Source organism: Agrobacterium sp. MCAB5 (assembly GCF_052114365.1).
Classification (GTDB): Bacteria; Pseudomonadota; Alphaproteobacteria; order Rhizobiales; family Rhizobiaceae; genus Agrobacterium; species Agrobacterium tumefaciens.
Genome location: NZ_JBFREP010000014.1, coordinates 46,979 through 65,803 on the forward strand (window position 1 = coordinate 46,979; position 18,825 = coordinate 65,803).

At 57.3% G+C, this 18,825-nt stretch carries 14 protein-coding genes; 3 read left to right on the plus strand and 11 right to left on the minus strand.

Features of this window, described 5'->3' with window-relative positions; all coding sequences use genetic code 11:
• Positions 1 to 9: 9 nt before the first annotated feature.
• The 5 genes from AB4Z23_RS24130 to AB4Z23_RS24150 form a co-directional block, all read right to left on the minus strand.
• Positions 10 to 1,218 carry a glycosyltransferase family protein gene (locus AB4Z23_RS24130; RefSeq protein ID WP_441360866.1) on the minus strand — a complete coding sequence of 403 codons (1,209 nt, stop codon included), beginning with the start codon at positions 1,216 to 1,218 and terminating at the stop codon, positions 10 to 12.
• Positions 1,219 to 1,290: 72 nt separating this feature from the next.
• Positions 1,291 to 2,466 carry an ABC transporter permease gene (locus tag AB4Z23_RS24135; protein WP_038492283.1) on the minus strand — a complete coding sequence of 392 codons (1,176 nt, stop codon included), beginning with the start codon at positions 2,464 to 2,466 and terminating at the stop codon, positions 1,291 to 1,293.
• Complete coding sequence (locus AB4Z23_RS24140) at positions 2,463 to 3,461, minus strand: ABC transporter permease (RefSeq protein WP_003516797.1); 999 nt, start codon at positions 3,459 to 3,461, stop codon at positions 2,463 to 2,465. The genes AB4Z23_RS24135 and AB4Z23_RS24140 overlap by 4 nt, the downstream gene beginning before the upstream one ends.
• A gap of 1 nt (position 3,462) precedes the next feature.
• Entirely contained in the window at positions 3,463 to 5,364 is a 1,902-nt protein-coding gene (locus AB4Z23_RS24145; protein WP_019566081.1) for an ABC transporter substrate-binding protein, read from the minus strand.
• Positions 5,361 to 7,253: an ABC transporter ATP-binding protein gene (locus tag AB4Z23_RS24150; protein WP_025594512.1), complete on the minus strand. Its 1,893-nt coding sequence runs from the start codon at positions 7,251 to 7,253 to the stop codon at positions 5,361 to 5,363. The genes AB4Z23_RS24145 and AB4Z23_RS24150 overlap by 4 nt, the downstream gene beginning before the upstream one ends.
• 213 nt (positions 7,254 to 7,466) lie before the next feature.
• Here AB4Z23_RS24150 and AB4Z23_RS24155 point away from each other — a divergent pair, with 213 nt between their 5' ends.
• Entirely contained in the window at positions 7,467 to 8,429 is a 963-nt protein-coding gene (locus tag AB4Z23_RS24155; RefSeq protein ID WP_441360867.1) for a glycosyltransferase family 32 protein, read from the plus strand.
• On the opposite strand, the gene AB4Z23_RS24160 is transcribed toward AB4Z23_RS24155, so the two are convergent.
• Together AB4Z23_RS24160 and AB4Z23_RS24165 are read right to left on the minus strand one after the other, a co-directional pair.
• A complete protein-coding gene (locus tag AB4Z23_RS24160; RefSeq protein WP_441360868.1) occupies positions 8,421 to 9,164 on the minus strand; it encodes a polysaccharide deacetylase family protein in 744 nt (247 codons plus the stop codon). The genes AB4Z23_RS24155 and AB4Z23_RS24160 overlap by 9 nt on opposite strands.
• Positions 9,161 to 10,258 carry a glycosyltransferase family 4 protein gene (locus tag AB4Z23_RS24165; RefSeq protein WP_441360869.1) on the minus strand — a complete coding sequence of 366 codons (1,098 nt, stop codon included), beginning with the start codon at positions 10,256 to 10,258 and terminating at the stop codon, positions 9,161 to 9,163. The genes AB4Z23_RS24160 and AB4Z23_RS24165 overlap by 4 nt, the downstream gene beginning before the upstream one ends.
• 128 nt (positions 10,259 to 10,386) lie before the next feature.
• On the opposite strand from AB4Z23_RS24165, the gene AB4Z23_RS24170 reads away from it, so the two are divergent.
• Positions 10,387 to 11,727, plus strand: coding sequence for a nucleotide sugar dehydrogenase (locus AB4Z23_RS24170; protein ID WP_441360870.1), 1,341 nt, complete (start codon positions 10,387 to 10,389; stop codon positions 11,725 to 11,727).
• Between the two features lie 79 nt (positions 11,728 to 11,806).
• Positions 11,807 to 12,289, plus strand: coding sequence for a class I SAM-dependent methyltransferase (locus AB4Z23_RS24175; protein ID WP_441360871.1), 483 nt, complete (start codon positions 11,807 to 11,809; stop codon positions 12,287 to 12,289).
• A gap of 36 nt (positions 12,290 to 12,325) precedes the next feature.
• On the opposite strand, the gene AB4Z23_RS24180 is transcribed toward AB4Z23_RS24175, so the two are convergent.
• From AB4Z23_RS24180 to AB4Z23_RS24195, 4 genes are all read right to left on the minus strand, one after another.
• A complete protein-coding gene (locus tag AB4Z23_RS24180) occupies positions 12,326 to 14,020 on the minus strand; it encodes an adenylate/guanylate cyclase domain-containing protein (RefSeq protein WP_003516805.1) in 1,695 nt (564 codons plus the stop codon).
• 209 nt (positions 14,021 to 14,229) lie between these two features.
• Positions 14,230 to 15,090, minus strand: coding sequence for an MBL fold metallo-hydrolase (locus AB4Z23_RS24185; protein ID WP_013636849.1), 861 nt, complete (start codon positions 15,088 to 15,090; stop codon positions 14,230 to 14,232).
• Between the two features lie 189 nt (positions 15,091 to 15,279).
• On the minus strand, positions 15,280 to 15,735 hold the full coding sequence (locus AB4Z23_RS24190; RefSeq protein ID WP_003516807.1) for a cyclic nucleotide-binding domain-containing protein: 456 nt from the start codon (positions 15,733 to 15,735) through the stop codon (positions 15,280 to 15,282).
• A 43-nt stretch (positions 15,736 to 15,778) separates the two neighbouring features.
• Positions 15,779 to 18,496, minus strand: coding sequence for an ABC transporter ATP-binding protein (locus AB4Z23_RS24195; RefSeq protein ID WP_003516808.1), 2,718 nt, complete (start codon positions 18,494 to 18,496; stop codon positions 15,779 to 15,781).
• Positions 18,497 to 18,825: the final 329 nt, after the last annotated feature.

The following is an 18,825-nucleotide window of genomic DNA, read 5'->3' on the forward strand; positions in this document are numbered from 1 at the left end:
GGGAGCCGGTCACGCCGTCAGCGTTATTGGCACCTTGTCGCCCTCGGGCGGCAGCCATTCGGCTATCCGTTTCGAAATGTTTTCCAGACCATCGAGCTTCAGGTCCTGCGAATTGRCGGAAGGCGGCGCGCGATTCGGCAGCGCTTTAAGAGCTGCCGCCATTTTYGCCGGATTCTCGGCATCCTCAGGTAAAAGCATGTCGAAAAGGCCGAGCTCCGACGCGCGGCTTGCGCGGATAAGCTGCTCCTCCCTCGGCACCGTGCGCGGCACGACGAGGGCAGGCTTGTCGAACGACAATATCTCGCAGACGGTGTTGTAGCCGCCCATCGACACGACGGCCTGAGCGCCGGCAACGAGGTCTTCCATGCGGTTGTCGAATTCGATGATCTCGATGTACGGAATATCGGCAACACTGCTCATGAATCGCTGGCGCTGGTCTGCCGGCATGTAAGGGCCGAGCACCACSAGCGCCTTGTGCGTCAGTTCGCTATCATGACGGTAGGCGTTGATGACGTCATCGATCAATTCGCTGCCGTCACCGCCGCCGCCGGTGGTGATGAGAAGATAGTCGCCCTCCGGCCGGTGCGCCACGGTTTCCGCCTGCGTTTTGGAGCGTTGCAGGAAGCCGACGAAATCCATCTTGTCGCGAACGGTCTGGGGAACGTCGAGCCCCGTCAAGGGGTCGTGGAAGTCCGGCGGGCCATAAATCCAGACGTGGTCATAGAACTTGCCGATCTTGGTCATCACGTCATTGCGCTTCCACTCCGCTTCAAGCAGCTGCGGTGCGTCCATGACGTCACGCAGGCCAATGACAAGCTTGGTTCCCTGTCGCTTGAGATACGCGAGCGTTTCCTCCACCTCGCCACGAAGACCCATGGGCTCCTTGTCGACGATGAAGATATCCGGCTGGAAGCTTTCGGCAGTGTGATAGATGATGGAGCGGCGCATCTTCAGTGTTTCCTGAAGATCGATATGCCGGTCCATGGAGGTGTATTCGCCGTTGCGCAGCTTGATGACGCTCGGGATTTTCACGAAATCGACACGAGCGCGATAATCGAAGGCGCCGGCGATAGTCGCACCCGAAATGATAAGCACGTTGAGGCCGCGATAATCCTCCACCAGCGCGTGAGCGATCGTGCGACAGCGCCGCAGATGTCCGAGACCGAAGGAATCGTGGCTGTACATGAGGATGCGTGCGTCGTTCAGACGGGAGGTCATCGGCCACACCTCTTTTTGCCTTTCCCAAAAAAGGCGATGGCGGAAGAGCAGTTTATCAAGGCGTGTTCCATTTTATCTGAAGGGATCCGCAGCATCACGTAGTCCGTCACCGAAGAAATTAAAGGCCAGAATGACGAGAACAACCGGAATCGTCGGGATGAGAAGCCACGGATATAGCGCAATGACGCTGACGCTGCGCGCCTCCGTGAGCAGAATTCCCCAACTTGTGATCGGCGGCCTGAGGCCGAGACCAAGGAAGCTCAGCGCGGTTTCGCCGAGAATCATGCCCGGTATCGTCAGCGTCGCCGAGGCGATCAGATGTGACATGAAGCCGGGGATAAGGTGCCTGCCGATGATGCGCGGTGTGCCGGCGCCCATCAGTTGTGCAGCCAAAACATAGTCTTCCTCGCGCAATGCCAGCAATTTGGAGCGCACGGCGCGCGCCAGTCCCGTCCAGTCCAGCATGCCGAGAATGATGGTGATGCCGAGATAGACGAGGATCGGACTCCAGGTCACCGGCATGATTGCTGCGAGTGCGAGCCACAGCGGAATGCTCGGAATGGATTGCAGGACTTCGATGATACGCTGGACGATGAGATCGAAAGTGCCGCCGCGATAACCTGCAAGWCCGCCGATCACAATGCCGAGAACGAAGCTCATGGCGACACCGAGAAGGCCGATCGTCAGCGAGATGCGCGCGCCGTAGATGATTCGCGACAGCACGTCTCGTCCAAGCCGGTCGGTGCCGAGCAGGAACAATTCACCACCTTCGGCCGGACATACGAGGTGGGTTCTAGCCTCGATCATGCCCCAGAAATGATAGGTATCGCCCTTGCAGAAGAAACGCAGCGGCTGGATATCCGTCGGCACATCCCGGTAGACACGCCGCAGATTGTCCATGTCGAGCGTCATTTCCCGACCATAGACGAAAGGCCCGACAAATTTTCCGTCATTGAAAAGGTGAATGGCCTGGGGTGGGGCGTAGATATGCTCGATATTGCGKGTGTGAAGATTGTAAGGCGCGAGGAACTCGCTGATCAGGATCGAAAGATAAAGCACCACCAGAAAGGCGCCGGACCAGACGGCGATCTTGTGCTGGCGGAACTGCCACCACATGAGCCGCAGCTGCGACGCCTTGCTGAAGGCCGCCATTCCGGACGTATTGGGTTCGATGAGCGACGGGTCGAACGGCGCCGTCGAAACGTAGTGGGGCAGTGCTTCGCCGGATGTCGGGATGGATGAAGTCATTTGACGTTACCACCTCCGAAGCGGATTCTCGGGTCAAGTATGGCAAGGGCGATATCCGACACAAGAACGCCGATCACCGTGAGGAAAGCAAGGAACATCAGGAAAGAGCCGGCCAGGTACATGTCCTGGCTTTGCAGCGCCCGGATGAGCATCGGACCGGTTGTTTCGAGTGACAGCACGACTGCAGTGATTTCCGCGCCTGATATTATGGCGGGCAGGATCGAGCCGATGTCCGAGATGAAGAAGTTCAGCGCCATGCGCAGCGGGTATTTGATCAGCACTTTGAAAGGGTGAAGCCCCTTGGCGCGGGCGGTTACGACATATTGTTTCTGCAACTCGTCCAAGAGGTTGGCGCGCAGGCGGCGGATCATGCCGGCCGTGCCCGCCGTTCCGATGATGAGGACGGGTATCCAGATATGTTCGAGAATCGATTTGAACTTTGGCCAGCTCATCGCCTGGTTCAGATATTCCCGATCCATCAGATGGCCGATGGAGATGCCGAACCAGATATTGGCGAAATACATCAGGATCAGCGCCAGCATGAAGTTGGGGATGGCGATGCCAAGCAGACCGAGGAAGGTCAGGCCGTAGTCGCCCCAGCTATATTTGTGCGTGGCGGAGTAGATGCCGATCGGGAAGGCAAGAATCCAGGTGACGATGATGGTGACGAAGGACACCAGAACGGTCAACCACAGACGGTCTCCCACAACCTCGTTTACCGGCAGCTGATATTCGAAAGAATAACCGAAATCGCCAACCAGCATGCCGGTTGCCCAGCGGAAGTAACGGATCGGCGCCGGCTGGTCGAAGCCATAGCGGACGCGCAACTCCTCGATTTCGGCAAGGTTTGCGGTCTCGCCCATGGCGCGCAGTTCGGCGACGTAGCTTTCGAAATAATCGCCCGGCGGCAATTCGATGATGGTGAAGACCAGCATCGAGATCAGGATCAGCGTGGGGATCATGACGAGGATGCGCTTGAGAATATACCGCAGCATATCAGGCGTCTCCGTCATACCAGAAGGCATCCGGCATGTAGATGCCGAGATACGATGTGGGTTCAAAGCCGAAAAGCGCCTTTTCCGGCACGTTTCGCATGCGTTTGACATGGACGACGGGTTGCAGCGCGCCGTTGACGATGCCGATGGAAAATACCTGCTGCGTGTAGATACCAAGCATTTCCAGCCAGATTGCCTCRCGCTCTTCCTCGGTGACGCTTCGGCGCCATTTTTTCAGGAGATCGAGCAGATGCGCTGCTTCCGGCAGGTCAGGCTCCTTGCCCTCGCGCCCGCCGGACAGATARTGGATGCCCCAGACCGGCCATTGCAACTGGTCGTCGCCGGTGGGCGCAAGGCCCGAAGGCAGCATGTCGGGGGTCGGTACGCCATTGTCCATGCCCATCCACACCGACATCAGCACCTCGCCGCCCATGGCGCGCTTGCGGAAGACATCGCGCTGGGTCGGGCGGACCGAAACCGCAATGCCGATATGCCGCCAGTGGTCCGTGACCAGTTCCATCACGTCCGTTTCGAGCGTGCTTTCGCCTGTGGTCTCGACGATGATATAGGCTGGACGGCCGTCCGGCAGAAGCCGGTAGCCGGCGCTGTCGCGCTTATCGAGACCTGCTTCGTCAAGCAATCTGTTGGCCATCGCCCGGTCGAAGGCACTCCAGGCCTCGGCAAATTCCGGTCGGTAAAGCGGGCTTTCCGGCAAGACGGTGTCGGCGCTTTCCTTGGCCAGCCCGTAAAAGCAGACCATGTTGATTTCGTGCCGGTTTATGGCGAGCGACATTGCGCGGCGCACGCGCACGTCCTGGAAACAGCTCCGCCATACAGGATCGGCGCAGTTCAGATTGGGCAGAAGCGCAATGCGCGACCCTTGAGAGCGTTTGTAGAGGTTCACCTTCAGAGGAAAGCGCTTTTCGGCATCCTTCAGGAAGGTGTAGTCGGCGAAATCGAGGCCGAAATATTGCAGATCGCTGTCACCCGACGCCGTCTTGGCCGAGATGATGTCGGAGGAGGTGACGTTCAGCAGGAACCGGTCGAGATAGGGCAGTTGAAGGCCGTTTTCGTCGACACGGTGATAATAGGGATTGCGCTCGAAAACGAACTGTTCGGCCGGTGGCGAAGTCGTATTGCGCCAGGCGTCCAGCGTCGGCAGAGCGGGATTTTCCGGACGGACCTGCCGCGACATCTTGATATGCAGCCCGCTCCAGTCATCCGCCTTGTTCTTCTTGATGAGCTTGGCGAGGTTTTCCGCGGTCTGATATTTGATGTGGAACTGCTTCATATAGGCGGCGGGCAGGAAAAGCCGCGCGGGCGATGCTGCTGCGAGCTTCGCCAGAAAATCGGGGTTAGGGCCTTCCCAGGTATAGCGCACCGTCAGCCGGTCGATGACTTCGATCTGGGGAGGATTGTTGTTGACCAGCAGTTCGATTGGCGGGCCACCCTTGTGAATTTCCTTGTTGAGAGCGACATCCTCCCAGAAATACCGGAAATCCTCGGACGTTAAATCGCTGCCGTCGGACCATTTGTGGCCTTCTCGCAGCTTGAAGGTGAAGATGCGTTCGTCCTGAACGTCGTAGCTTTCCAGAATGTCGGGATGAAGCTCGAATTTTTCGTCGTAACCGACAAGGCGGGCATAGTTGCTGATGGGCATAAGCCGGATATCGCGCTGGCCGCCGATCAGCATGCGCACGGAACCGCCGTGTTTTCCGGGCTCCCGGCCGAGCGCCTTCATATCGATGACGCGCGGGTTTTTCGGCAAGCGCTCGGCAATATCAGGCAGCTCACCTTTTTCCCTCTTTTCCTTGAAGTAGGCGGGGTCGGTATAGGCAGCGCGCGCATAGGTCGGCAAAAAGACGGAGGCCATCAAGGCAAGGGTGGTGCGGCGCGTAATCACGAGCGAAGCTCCCTGATGTCGGCATTGCCATTTGCGAGAACGAAATGGCCATCGCCAAGATCGGCAGAGATCATTTCGCCGTCACCCTCGTCGCGGAATTGCTTGCCCCAGTCGAACTTGCCCGTCGCGCTGATCTTGCCGATGGTGCGGAAATCGAGCGGACGGTCGAGATCGGGAAAAGGCACGGCCGCCAGCAACGATTTTGTATAGGGGTGAACCGGAGAGCGCATCATGATTTCCCGCGGCGCCAGCTCGACGATGCGGCCCTCGCACATCACCGCCACGCGGTCCGCCATGTAATCCACAACTGCCAGATTGTGCGAGATGAAGAGGTAGGTAAGTCCGAGGTCCTTCTGCAAATCCTTGAGCAGGTTGAGGATTTGCGCCTGCACCGAGACATCTAGGGCAGAAACGGGTTCGTCGCAGATCAGCAGTTCGGGACCCAACGCCAGGGCTCTGGCAATGCCGATACGCTGCCTCTGGCCGCCTGAGAAACTGTGCGGATAACGGTTCAGCGCGCTTTCTCCAAGGCCGATGGCCTTGACGAGATTACGGACTTTTTCCGCGCGGTATTTCGCATCGCCCCGTCCATGGATTTCAAGCGGCTCGCTCAAAATATTGCGCACGGTCATGCGCGGTGAAAGCGATGAGATCGGGTCCTGGAAGACCATCTGTATCTTCGACCGCAATTCCTTTAGATCGCCGTCCCTAGCATTGAGGACGTCGATATCGCCCTGCGGCCGGTGAAAGGTCACGGAGCCTTCATCCGGGCGAACGGCGCGCATGAGGATTTTGCTGACGGTTGTCTTGCCGCTGCCGCTTTCGCCGACGAGGCCAAGGCATTCTCCCCGGCGGATTTCAAAACTGACGCTGTTGACCGCCTTGGTGGCATTGGCATCGCGGCGGCTGAACCAGCTGGACTTCCGGGTCGTGAAGGTCTTGCTGATATTCTCCACGGTCAAGAGCGGGCCGGGGGTCTTGTTCACTGCGGCGGTCTTCTTGCCGACAAGGCTTTCGTGGTCGACGGTGATCTCACGAAGCGCCTTCAGCCTCTCACCTGGCTTCATGTCGAAATGCGGCACGGCGGCCATCAGGCCCTTGAGATAGGGGTGGCTCGGTGCCTTGAAAATATCGTCGACCGTTCCGGCTTCCATGATCTCGCCCTGATAGATCACRGCAACCTCGTCGGCGATGTTTGCCACCACGCCGAGATCGTGGGTGATGAGCAGCATGCTCATGTTCAGCCGGCTCTGGAGATCGCGCAGGAGTTTGAGGATTTGCGCCTGTATGGTYACATCAAGAGCCGTCGTCGGTTCGTCGGCGATCAGAAGSGCGGGGCGACAGATCAGTGCCATGGCGATCATGGCGCGCTGGCGCATGCCGCCCGACAATTCGAAGGGATACATGTTCACGACCTTCTTCGGGTTGGAAAACCCTACAAGGTCGAGCGTCTCATACATTTTTTCCGCGCGCTCGGCCGGCGACAGGATGCTGTGGATTCTCAGCGCTTCGTCAATCTGGTTGCCGATCGTGTGCAACGGCGAAAAAGACGTCATGGGTTCTTGAAAAATCAGCCCGATGCGATTTCCGCGTATGGCGCGGATTTCCCGGCCGTCCTTCGGCAGTTGCAGCAGATCGACGGGGCCGGCTGCGGCATTTGCTGGATCGGTAAACAGCACGCGTCCGTTCACGCGCGCCGTCTTGGGGTGGATGCCCATGATCGTCTGGCCGATGACGGATTTTCCGGAGCCGGATTCTCCGACAAGCGCGGTCACTTTTCCCGGAAGAATGCGAAGGCTGGCACCCCTCACGGCGTCAATCGTGCCACCCATAAGAGAAAATGAGACCCGCAGATTTTCAATACGGAGCAAATCTGCGCCTGCGCTCATGCTAAAGGGTTCCTTGCCGTCTCTCTTTATCGTTGTCTTGTGACAATTTGCTCAGGAGGGCTTAAAGGCACGTTATCGTAGGGTTTGTTGTCTGTCTATGCCTCTGAAACATCGAATTGTTTAGCAAATTCAAAGCCGGCTTCCAAATTGCAATGGCTTGCCTGATGGCTTGTGTTTRGCGATATGTTAACGAACGTTCCCGGGTGAGGATCCATGTCCGACAAGAAATATTACGATGCCCAGCTGGATAGAGCCCGGCAGTTGCAAAACCAAGGACAATATGCGGAAGCGCATGCGCTTCTCTTATCGCTGGTTGCAGTAAAGGACGGTCACCTGATGGGTGAGCGGACAGTGCTCGGTCTGCCGCGCAGGCTGCATGCGGCACGGCTGCGTCTTGCCAAGGCTGAAGGCGATGTGGTCGCGAGGATCGGCTATCAATATACGCTGGTTCCGCCGCCGCAGGTGCTTGCAAAATATGCGCATTTTTCCCCGGAGGAACACCGCKCTATCAATCTGAAAAGCAGGGAGRACGTGCCGAGGCGCATCCACCAGATTTGGATCGGAGACAAGGCCCCGCCCGTATCGGTCAAGGCCTGGGCCGCCCATGCCGCCTCGCATGGTTACGAATATCGCCTCTGGCGGGAGGCCGATCTTGAGCGGGAAGGCGTGTTTTCGAATGACGTCTTCAGGACGATGCTGGAAGACGGCGATTATCCCGGCGCTGTCGATGTGGCCCGCTATGTCGTGCTGGAGCGTTTTGGTGGCATCTATCTTGATTGCGACTGGTATCCGGCGCGGGATGATGCGAGTTTCGATGCTTTCCTGCCACTGRTAGGGCTGACGGCGTTYGATGAAGAAACACCGCGCGATACCGGGCAGGGCAGCATGCTTCTTGCCAACTCTTTCATTGCGACACCTGCCGGCCATCCGGTTTTCCGCAGGATGCTGGAGGCGTTTCCGAGAATTCTCGAGGAAATGCCGCGTGCGCCAGCCTGGTGGTCGACGGGTCCGCTTATCTTTACCGTCATCGCTCGGGCTGGGAGCATCAGCCTTGCGCCGGCGGGGTTTGTTGCCGCTTCTCTCGCCGATCGCGCCGCGTTGCAGGAGGTCGAAGCTGTCAGGCGCGAACTTGCCACCAGGACGGGTGGTTTGCTGATTGCCTGGAAGTCATGGTGATATCTGGTTGATGAGTTCCGCCGAGGWACGCCAGCGCGCGGCAGGATGTTTGCCKGTAATTTCKAACAGCCGTTTCAGAAAACGCCARACGTTGTCATCATGCACGAGATGATGGGTGAGGATGCCGGTYGTGCCGCCGTGCTCCGCAGTCTGCAGGATGCGGGCGGCGGTCTCGGCGAAAAGGATGTCGTCTTCGCGCCCACCGCGGCTGCCGTGCCAGTCAATCASGTCGACATGGGTGTTCAGGCAAGGTGGCACGGCGTCTTTCTCCGGGCCGAAAACCGAAAGCGCTCGATATCCGAGGTCTGCCAGTCCCTGCACCACATTGGCATCTATGCGGTTCCACGGCGGAACGAGCATAGGCACGAAACGCCTGCCATGCAGATCGTGCAGTTTTTCCAGTCCGGATTGCAACTCGTCGAGAACGATGGACAGGTCACGGTGTGATCCGAGTTCCTGTTTCTTTTCTTTCTCGGTGGCATAGTTCGTATGGGACCAGCCATGCACGGCGACATGGGCAATGTCAGTCGTATCCAGGTGCTGCGCGAGCTTGTCCGTCGTCATCTCGGGAATAACCGCAAGCGTGACCGGCGCGGAAAAGTTGCTGCAAAGATCGAGCAGCGTGTCGAGCGCCGGTGTCGGTTCCACCGCATCGTCGTCCCTGAGCCAGAGATCGGCCGTTATGCCGCGTCGTCCACATTCATCCAGTGCCGCTACGAGTTTTTCCAGACTCATGATGTTCGTGCCTTTGCTCGCAAMAGGATATCGTTCAGTTCTCTTGCGGCGTTTTCCAGAGATCGTTCATTTTTTACGAACTGGCGGGCTGCMCTTGCCAAGTCCTCACGCCGCTTGTCATYGCCGAGCAGRGTTTCGATTGCTCCAGCATAGGCGGCTGTATCATTTTCCGGTGTCAGTAATCCGGTGGTTCCGGATTTTACCACTTCGGGGACGCCGGCCACCGCTTCGGCGATAACCGGCAGGCCCGCAGCCTGTGCCTCGAGATAGGCGAGACCATAGGCTTCGCCATGCCCCGGCCAGACGTAAACCGATGCTTTTGAAAGAAGTTCTGCGATTTCGTTTGCATTTTTTTCTCCGTGCCAGATAAGACGGCGATCGGGRAAAGAGCTGAACATGGCYTGYACGGCAGCGCGTTCCGGCCCGTCGCCRATGATATCCAATGTCCAGTTCAAATCCTGCGGCAACAGCGCAAGCGCTTCGCGAAGCGCGCGATAGCTGTCGAACTTGTCGCCCGCCCGCATCATGGCGACGGTGATGAGTTTTCCCGGTGTGGGGCGCGGAGCAATTTCAAGAAAATTACTGGCATCGATAAAGGGCGCCAACATCGCCGAGCGGAGTGCGGGAGAGGCGCGGACAAGCCCGTCGCGATCACGCGCGGTGAAGCAGATATTGATGGCGGCAGCGTTCAATGCGGCCAGTAACTCGTCCTGAACCGCCTGCCAGCCCATGCCATTGCGCTTTGGGGAATAGGAGGCCTCGGCGGTGACGTAGGGAATATCGAAACGTGTGCCCAGTTCCGGCCCGAGCAAGTCCGGGGCCTTGTAATAGGGGTGATAACAAAACCACAGATCCGGCGCGCCTTCCCGCTGCCAGCGCTCCGTGATGGTCTCGATTTCGTGCGTCGCCGCATCGGCAAGCAAGGACCTCGCCGGATCGTCAGCCTGTTTGAGAAAGCTGCGCAGCTCGGAAGCGACGGAAACATCGTGGCCGTTCATCGCCATCGCCTTCATCAGCAGGCGGGCCATCAGCCGGTCTCCGGAGGGAACGGGATGGTTGGGCGATTTGAGCGGTGAATAAAAAGCGATCCTCATCCGGATGGTTGTGCGTCGCCCATGGCTCTGGCGTCAACCGGAATTTGAGAGGGCCGAGCCTTGACAGCCTGACCATTCTTGCCCAACTGAAAGGCATCTTTTTGCACATGCGCGGAGCGYGACACGCTTTGACTTCCCCAGTCGTTTCCCAGAACCTGCTTTCCAGCATCGAAAACAAAAGCGCCAAAGCGGCGGTGATCGGCCTTGGCTATGTCGGTCTGCCGCTAGCCATCACGATCGCCAAGGCCGGTTTCAAGGTCGTCGGTTTCGATATCGATCCCGGTAAAATGGTCGCGATCGATGCCGGCCGCAGCTATATCGAGGCGGTTTCGGACGAGGTGCTGGCAAGCGTCAGGCGCGATGATGGCTTCATCGCAACGTCTGATTTTTCCAGACTGGCTGAATGCGATGTGATTGCCATTTGCGTGCCGACGCCCCTGACGAAATATCGCGAGCCGGACCTCTCCTATGTCGAAAAGACCTGCCGGGACATTGCCGCGCATCTGCGCARGGGGCAGCTTGTGGTGCTGGAATCGACCACCTATCCCGGCACGACCGACGGRGTTGTGAAGACCATTCTGGAAGGTACGGGACTTGTCTCCGGCGTCGACTTCTTCATCGGTTTTTCGCCCGAGCGGGAAGATCCCGGCAATCGCGAYTTCGAGACCTCGACGATTCCGAAGGTCGTTGCAGGCGATGGCGAGGCTGCCGGGAAACTGATGGCTGCATTCTACGGCTCAGTGGTCAAGAAGATCGTTCCGGTCTCGACAAACGCCACGGCCGAGGCGGTGAAAATCACCGAAAACGTCTTCCGTGCTGTCAATATCGCGCTCGTCAATGAACTCAAGGTCGTCTACGAGGCCATGGGCATCGACATCTGGGAAGTGATCGACGCGGCGAAAACCAAGCCGTTCGGTTTCATGCCGTTTTATCCCGGCCCGGGTCTTGGTGGCCACTGCATACCGATCGATCCTTTCTATCTCACTTGGAAATCGCGGGARTAYGAGTTGCCGACGAGGTTCATCGAGCTCGCCGGCGARATCAACACCGGCATGCCGCGTCATGTCATCGGACGGGTTGCGGAAGCCCTCGACATCCGTTCCGGCAAGGCGCTCAGCCGCTCCAAGGTGCTGGTGGTCGGTCTCGCCTACAAGAAGAATGTGCCCGATATTCGTGAAAGTCCTTCGCTGAAACTCATAGAACTTATTCAGGAGCGCGGCGGCGAAGCGGCCTATTATGATCCGCACGTGGCAGAAATCCCGAAAACCCGGGAATATAGCCACCTGATGGGCATGAAATCCGTGGCTTGGGACAAGCAGACCGTCAGCGCCTTTGACGCTGTTCTGGTCGCGACCGATCACGACAATGTGGACTATGCCGCTCTTTGCGAATGGTCGCCGCTGATCATCGATACGCGAAACGTCTTCGCGCGTCGGGATATCGCCGCAAAACACATCATCAAGGCCTGATCGCCTTCTCCCGGGCATTTTCGGCAACATCGCCATACGGTTTTACTGGAAATGCCCGGCATTCATGAACGGACGGACTATGAGCAGATTGGACAGTTTCATTCGCCGGTTGACCGCGCAGCGCGATATCCTCAACCACGTCAAGGCCGATCTCGATCTGCCTGACGAAGGTGCGATCATGGAAATAGGCCTCGGAAACGGGCGCACGTTCAATCATTTGCGGGAACTGTTTCCGCAACGCCGTATCGTTGCCTTCGACAGGGCCATGGGCGCACACGCCTCGTCTGTTCCGGCGCAGGAAGATCTCGTCATCGGTGAAATATCGGAAACCGCTCCGGCCTTCATCGGTGTGGAGKCGGCCATGGTGCATGCCGATATCGGCACGGGCTACCCGGAAAAGGATGCCATTACCCTGACATGGYTGCCGGACCTTGCCGCGGGCATGCTGGCAAAAGGCGGCGTTGCGGTCAGCGGTCTGCCTCTGGATCATCCCATGCTGAAGCCTCTGCCGGTGCCRGAAAGYGTGCCGACCGACCGTTATTTTCTCTATCGCAAGATTTGAGGCCGGATGGCCCGCAGCGAGAGCGCCGGGGTTGCCTTATAGGTAGCGCTCGCTCTCTTCTTTCGAGAGCAGGAAAACTTTCATTTGCGAGTTTCTACCGCGAATGGCGATTTTTTCGCTTCGCAGATCGGCAATCTCCTGTCCCGCCTGAATGATGGCGGGTTCGGAAACAACAATGGCGGCGCCGAATTCCTTGGCCTTGGATTCCAGCCTGCTCGCCACATTCACGGTGTCGCCGATGGCGGTCAGGGTTTTCGCTGCGCCATAGCCCATGACGCCGACGATCGTCGGGCCGGCGTGGATGCCTACTACCACTTCCAGCCGGACGGCAAATTGTTTTTCCAGTCCCTCATTCAGGATTGAAAGCTCCCGCAATATGATAGCSGCGGCCTTCATGGCGTTGCGGCAGGCATTTTCTGCATCGTCGCCAAGTCCGAAAAGAGCCATGGCGCCATCACCGATGAATTTGTCGAGATGTCCTCCGGCCTGTTCTACGGCCTGCCCGACGATGGTGAAGTAGCGGTTTAGAAGAAACACGACGTCATATGGCAGTTTCGCCTCGGAAAGCGCGGTGAAATTGCGGATATCACAAAAGAGGATGGCGATCTCCTCTTCCTTGCCCGGCCGTGCCGGTTGCGCATCCGCTGGCAGGTCGCTCTGTTGGGGCGGCGATACCAGAAGCGCTATTCCAATATCCTGAGTGGGCCGCAACTGGCAGCCGAGCCGCACATCTGAATCGGCATGGATGCGCCTCAAAGTGGTYTGYTCGATATCTCCGGGAGGCGGAAGCGGGCCTTTGCTTTCGACAATCCTGACCCGGCAGGTCGAACAGCGTCCTTTGCCGCCGCATACGGAATAATGCGGTACGCCCGCGAGTCTGCTSGCCTCCAGAATGCTGAGCCCGGCAGGGACGCGCGCTTGCGCGCCATGCTCATAACGGATTTCGATAGCCGTCGATCTCTGYCGCCAGCTGCGCACGCCGCGCAAGACGAACACCAGCATGACCGCGCCGACAAAAATCGCTTCCGTTGCGTCGGTAACGAAACGGATACGCGTCTCCATCTCCCGTTGTAACGGTATGTCGTCTCTTTGAACGGTGGTATCTGCAAGCCCGGGAGGAAGTGAGTATTTTCTGTCCACCTCCTCCAGCCAGCGGCCGGCATCGCTGAAGCCCAGAAGCGCCAACAAAGGTAGCATCACCGCCACAGTCATGAATATCCCGGCAATTTTGGGATACCAGTCCCGGTAACGTAACCAGAAAAACAGGCCGATACACCCGTGGGTCCAGATCACGATCAATGCGAGGCTTTGCCATGCGCCGGCCATGGGGTTGTTGATCCAGAGCCGGCGAACGACCGAGTAATATCCCACGTCGATGTTGTAGATCATGTGCGACACGCGAATATTGACGGCGTGGCTGATGATCAAAAACGGGATCGACAGGCCAAGTATGGCTTGCAGCGCTTCGCGAAGCGGCATGCGCAATGTCCGGCGCTGATAAAGCGAGCGCAGGACAAGACAGACGTGCACCACAACCGACCCATAAAACAGCAGGCTGCTGACGGGATTGAGCCAGATCAGGCTGAACCATTTTCGCGCCCGCTCGGCGGTATCGATGGAGATGAGAGCGAGCGAATGGTTGAAAAGATGGGAAAATACAAAGGCAAAAATGATGAGGCCGGACAAGATCCGGGCGCGTCTCAAATTGGTCTCCGAAAAGAAACGGATCATGCAAATCCCATCATGCGGTCATTTGGCGCAGAATCATCATTAAGTGTGCTCTGGTGTCTTTAATGCAGGGTAGCTCGTGGCAATATCGTGGAGCAATGGGCCGGCGATGGTCAATTGTGCGTGTTCGAACGTCTGTTCGCCGCATGATACAAATCAGGCTTCAAAAAAGCGTCAAACGCACACCAGCAACACGAGATTGGTGACCGCGATCAGAGGTCGATGATCTGGCCGTCCATTGTCGCGAATGCACCGCTGAACTGGGCTTTTGCCTGTTTTTCGATATCGTCCAGCTCATCGTCGCTGCGGCTTGGGGCGTGGTGGATGAAGCCGACATTTTTTGCGCCTGCCAGTTTGGCAAGGCGGATCGCCTCCTGCCAGGACGAATGGCCATAACCGCGATAAAGGGCCATCTCCTCATCGGTAAACATGGCGTCGTAGAGGAAGAGATCGACGTCCTTGATCAGATCAAGCACGTTCTTGTCGATATTGCCCGGTTCATGTTCSGTATCGGTGATRATGGCGAATGACTTTCCCGCCCAGTCCAGGCGATACCCGATGGCGTTGCCCGGATGATTGAGCATTCCAGTTCGRATCGAGAGGCCCGGATGAACATCCAGGACGTCGCCCGGCATRAAGTCACGGGTTGCCATTTTTGCGCAGCAGACTTCCAGMGGTACGGGGAACCATGGCGGGCTCATGAAGTCCTTGAGCATTTCCCGCGTTGTCATGGTGCCGGCAAGATGACCCGACCAGATGGCGACATCGTTGGAGCTATTGTAGAACGGCTTGAAATAGGGAAAGCCGACGATGTGGTCGTAATGGCAGTGAGAGAAGAACAGGTTGACGTCGGTAATACCTTCCGCCCGCAACGCCAGACCAGCAGGGTGTAACCCCGAACCCGCGTCGAACAAAAGAACATGATCTCCGCATCGTACCTCGATGCAGATGGTATTCCCGCCATATTTTCGGAAGTTTTCACCTGAAACAGGAAGCGTTCCCCGCGCACCCCAGATCTTTACCCGAAAATCTTTATTACCTTCCCGACTTACGATGTCGGAATCGAACGCCATGACACACCCCGATTACAACGGAATCTTGCACGCTTCCTCCCATGAAGCCCGTTGTCTCTACAGATTATTATATCCGCTCTCTTTTTGGCGGACGCCCTTACCCTTATTCAGTCAGCATTTCATTTATATTGCAATGGTGCGACATTTATTTTTCCAACATCGCCATCCACGGTAGCAATAAATTGCGGCTCATGTTCTCGCGTTTGCACGCGCTTTGCTAAGCTCCGTCGTCGTCTGGGTGAGACGTTCGGCAAGAACGCGCATGACCTTGATGGTAATGTCAGGGAAATCGGACATGAGCTTGAAGAACTGTTCCTTGCCGATACGCAGGGCTTCCACGTTGGTGGAGGCGCGCACGGTTGCGGTTCTGACGCTGTCGCAGAGAATGGCGATTTCACCGACGATCGCATTRCCGGTCATTTCGGCCACTTTTAACGTGCCCGACGGAGAATCGACCAGAACATCCACTTTGCCGGTCAAAAGGACGTAGGCCGCATCGCCGACATCTCCCTGCCGGAACAGCATGTCGCCGGTGTGATAGGACACGCGGTCGGATGCGAATGCGAGAAGTTTGAGCTTCGACGGTTCCATTTCCGAAAAAAACGGGACGCGTTTCAGCATTTGAATTTCGTCTTTGAAAAGCATTGCCTTACCCTGTTCTTGTTCCACCTCGGTCACTTTCTTGGATTTATGTTGCGACCATATCCTTGAATGTACCGTTTTCCTGCGCAAGAGTCTCGTAACTTCCATCAGCGCTGATAAGGCCCTGATGGACGACGATGACCCGGTCGAACATGCGCGAGAGCGTCGCATTCGACAGAACCCACACGATCGCCGGGTTATTATTGTTCTGTTTCAGGAATGTGATGACCCGTTCGACAATTTCCTCCTGTTGCCGCGGATCGAGGCCGGGAAGGGGGCGATTGAAGACGTAATAGTCGGACTTGCGGATCAGCGCCCTTGCRAGATTGAGCTTCTGCCGCTGGAGTGGCCCGAGCCGCTTACCGCCAGCGCCGAGGTTGAAATCCAGACCCACCGCAAGCACACGCTCATAGACGCCCTGCTTGCGCATGACCTCGGCCACGATGTGGGTGATGCGCCGTGATGCGTCGGTATAACGATGGCTGACCTTGCCGAAGAGAATATTGTCCAGAAGGCTGGTGGCACTCATGTATTTCGTCGGATCGTAGATTTCGATCACGTTCTTCAGGCTGTCCGGCAGGTTTTCATGGAACATGTGCCGGACTTCAACGATCCGGTTCATGATTTCCGGTGACAGAAGGCCGAAACGCTGCCGGGGCTCAATGTAGAAGAAGCTCAGCCGCAGCATCGCGCGTCTTTCGCTTTCATTGGCCTCGTCGAAACTCCGGCTCTGAAGACGCTGCAGCATTTGCTGATAGACCGGAACATCGTCGGGCGTCATGAATGTCAGCTGCTGGAAGAAGGGGTGGTCACCCGGCAGGTCGGCGAAGATTTCCACGATGTTTTCGGCAATCGTATACCCCATTTCGAACAGGGTTTTGACGAGGCCTGTTTCGCGCATCAGCGAACGGAAATATTCGCTTTCGATGACGGTCCTGATCGACTGTGATGAGTCGCGCATGGTACCGAACAACAGGTTCTCGCCCACGGTAGCCTCGCTGTTGTAGCTCTCCAGCTCAAACGGAGCGATGAGGCCGCTCAGGTTCTCCTTTTCCAGTTCGGCGCGCAGGACATGTCGCAGTTCCACAATGCGGGCCGCAAGATGCAGGTCGGTCAAAGGGTCGATCGTCGAGCGCAACGCGAATTCCAGAATATCCTGTGAAAGTTCCACGCTGTCGAGCACAGCCAGAACGGCYTGGATGAGGTTTTCCGGCTTGCCGTCACCGGCCGGGCTTGAAGCGTAGTCGATCCATTCGCTGTTGATGTCGATCGTCGGATTGCCCGCAAGCTTGGCTTCGCGGATCTCCCATTTGCGGTGTTCCAGCGCTGCACCTTCGTATTGCTTTTCGACAAGCGGTGCRTGCTTGAGACCGTAAAGCAGATTGTCCTTCAGGCTGGCGTGGAAAAAATAGCTGTCCGAGGACACATAGGAGATGCGACGGCCCGTCAGCGATTCAGGCAATTCCAATATGTCGACGTCGTTGATGCTCACCTTGCCGGAGGTCGGCCAGAGCGTGCGGCCGATAGCATCCGCGAGCGCCTCTGCTCCCGATCCRCCGACGATGGCGATCACCTCGCCTGCCTCGATCTTCAACGATGCCTGTTCCAGAAGCCGGCTGCCGCTATCGTCTTCCAGCGTCAGATTGCTGACGACGATCGGTGCGGCAATTGCCGCGACTGCTCCCGGTGACAGTTTTTGCACCTTGTCATCGATCATGTTCGACGCATCGAACTGCTCGAAGACCTGCTCGTATTTTACCTGGACATCCTGACGCGCCTGATCCCAATCGATCAGCTCCTTCAGCGGTCCTGGCAGTTCCTTATAAGCGTTGATGACGGCAACCAGCTGCCCGACATCGAGGCTGCCCTTGAGCGTGAGATAACCGCCCAGTGCATAAAAGAAGAAAGGGGTGAGCTGCGCGAGGAAGTTATTGATGAATTTGACCAGAAACTTCCACTGGTAGAGATCGTAGCGGATCCTGAAGATGTCGCCGAGCCGGTGCGAGGCATCGGCACGCTCGAAATTGGAGGTGTCATAGGCGTGGATGGTGCCGATGCCGTCGACCATTTCGCCGATGCGCCCGGCAAGCTGGCGTGCGCTYAGCTGCCGCTGGCGCCCGAGTTCGATGAGGCGACGGCGCATTTTGGGGATGATGCCGACCTGGATGGCGGCCATGAAAGCCGCAATCAGACCCAGCCAGAAATTCTGCACGAGAATGAAGAAGAGTGCCGAGAGCGCCTGACCGCCGAGAAGCGCCGGCTGCACAAAGGCGTCGCCGGTAAATCCGCCCAGCGGCTCGACCTCGTCCTTCACCATGCTGGAGATTTCAGCACCCTTGACCCGCTTGAAATGCGTGGGCGGGAACCGCAGGATCCGATCGATAAGTTCGAAACGGATACGCCTGAGAAGCCGCTCGCCGAGGCGGCCCTTGAAGGTGTTGATATAATATTTGAAAAGCCCGTTGATGACGACAAGCGCAAGGAAGGTGAGGCTGAGCGCCATCAGCATCGACATGCGGTTGAGTTCGAGCCCGGGGAAGAGCGTCACGGTGCCCCAATAGGGAATATCGACCGTGAGATGCATGAAAAGCTGTGTCGCGTTTGCCCCTTCGAAGCCGTCTCCCTGAATGGGCCCGTTGACGATCTGTTTGGGCAGATCGAAGGCGAGGAAATAGGGGATCATGGACAGGGCGACGATCAGCAGAATGAAAAGCTGCTGCCGCTTCGTATGCGACCAGATATAACGCGTAAGGCTTTGTTCCATATAAAACTTCTATGACCTGTCGGGCAGGGCCCGGCGTGTTGGTTTGCGCGGTGTCAAGACGGTCAGGCTGCCGGGTGGCGGGATCCCCTCCTGCAAATAGGTATGTGACTCGCTATTTATCAGTATATTCAAGCGGTTTCGAGCAAAATAGCGCCCGTGCCGAGGCTGGCCCACGATCCCCGATATTTGTTTTTGTAACGTGCATTCCACATTCGATATTGAGACGACTACATTTTTAGACTTCCCTAATGTTATTGGTTTTACTGTAGAACAGGACGTTAGGACGCTCCGGTATAGTTATCCCGCAAATGGTTGAGCCGACACAGGCG